The organism is Bowmanella yangjiangensis, assembly GCF_017255015.1.
GTDB classification, from domain to species: domain Bacteria; phylum Pseudomonadota; class Gammaproteobacteria; order Enterobacterales; family Alteromonadaceae; genus Bowmanella; species Bowmanella yangjiangensis.
The window spans coordinates 1-1,098 of the sequence record NZ_JAFKCS010000262.1; the positions used below are offsets into that span (position 1 = coordinate 1).

Sequence of the window (1,098 nt, forward strand, 5' to 3'; positions counted from 1 at the left end):
CTGCTGCTGGACAAGTTCGACGTGCGCCTGTGAGCGAGCGCGCTCAGCGCGTCGCGCTGGTTGGTGCGGGCGCTAAGCAGGTTTGTTGGTTGGTACCGGCCAGTTTCTCGACGTTGTTCAGCACGTTCTGCCCCTGGTTGACCCGCTGAGCGTTCTCCGCGACCTGCATGCGCTGGGTGTAGGTGGCGGAGTTGCCGTTGAAACTCTGCTGCGTCTCGAGCACCGTGTTGGCCATGTCCAGCAGGCTGCGACCGGTTTCGATCAGGCTGCTGGTTGCGCTCGGGGCGCATGGGTCATTGGCCATCTGGGCATTCTGCAGGCCCTGGCTCTGCGTGTTCTGTGGCAGGCAGCCGGTCAGCGCCGTCAGTACGGCAGCACCCAGGACCAAGCCCAGGCTTCCATTGATATTCATCGGACATTCCCTTCGATCACCAGGCCTCGGCCCAGTGCCGAAGCGTTGTCCGCGATTCTAGGAAGGGGCTGCCAGGCCAGGAATAGTACGGGTGTACTAGTGCCCGCCTATGGTCCTTGCCGCGTTCGCTACCCAGGGCCTAAGGTGTCGGGGTAACGACGAAAGCTGTTTCAGCAGGGAGTGTCAGCATGCCCAGGAAGGGTCCCGTTTCCTACGACACCGAGCTCGCCCAGGCCGGAGTACGGCTGATTTTCGTGGCGATCGTCAGCAGCTATACCGTGCTGCTCTACCGCTATTCGCTGATGGAGCCTGGCCCGGTCTGGAAGGCGCTGGCGCTGTACGCAGCGTTGCTGGTGCTGGCGATGATCATTCGCTGCGACGTCATGCGCCGTCCGGGAAACCGCCCCTGGCGGCGCATGCTCACCATGCTCAACGACTACACGGGGATCACCCTGACGCTGGTCAACGGTGGTCAGTTGATGCTGCCGATCTATGCAATCCTGGTCTGGGTCACGATCGGCTACGGGTTGCGCTACGGCTTCGGCTACCTGTTGCGGGCGACGCTGATGGCGTTGCTGTCCCTGATCCTGACCGCTTGCATGTCGGAGTACTGGCAGTCGCAGCCTTATCTGGTGGCGACGCTGCTGCTGACGGCCCTGATGGCGCCGGCCTACCTGCACACCTTG

The 1,098-nt window shown here is 62.8% G+C and carries 1 protein-coding gene and 1 pseudogene; one reads left to right on the forward strand and one right to left on the reverse strand.

The window, feature by feature from the left end; translation table 11 throughout:
* Window positions 1-43 precede the first annotated feature (43 nt).
* Window positions 44-412 (reverse strand): hypothetical protein, encoded by a 369-nt coding sequence (locus tag J0A65_RS23825; protein ID WP_206596756.1) that lies wholly within the window; start codon window positions 410-412, stop codon window positions 44-46.
* Between the two features lie 188 nt (window positions 413-600).
* Between J0A65_RS23825 and J0A65_RS23830 the strand changes: the two are divergent.
* A pseudogene (locus tag J0A65_RS23830) lies at window positions 601-1,098 on the forward strand (hypothetical protein); the annotation flags it as partial.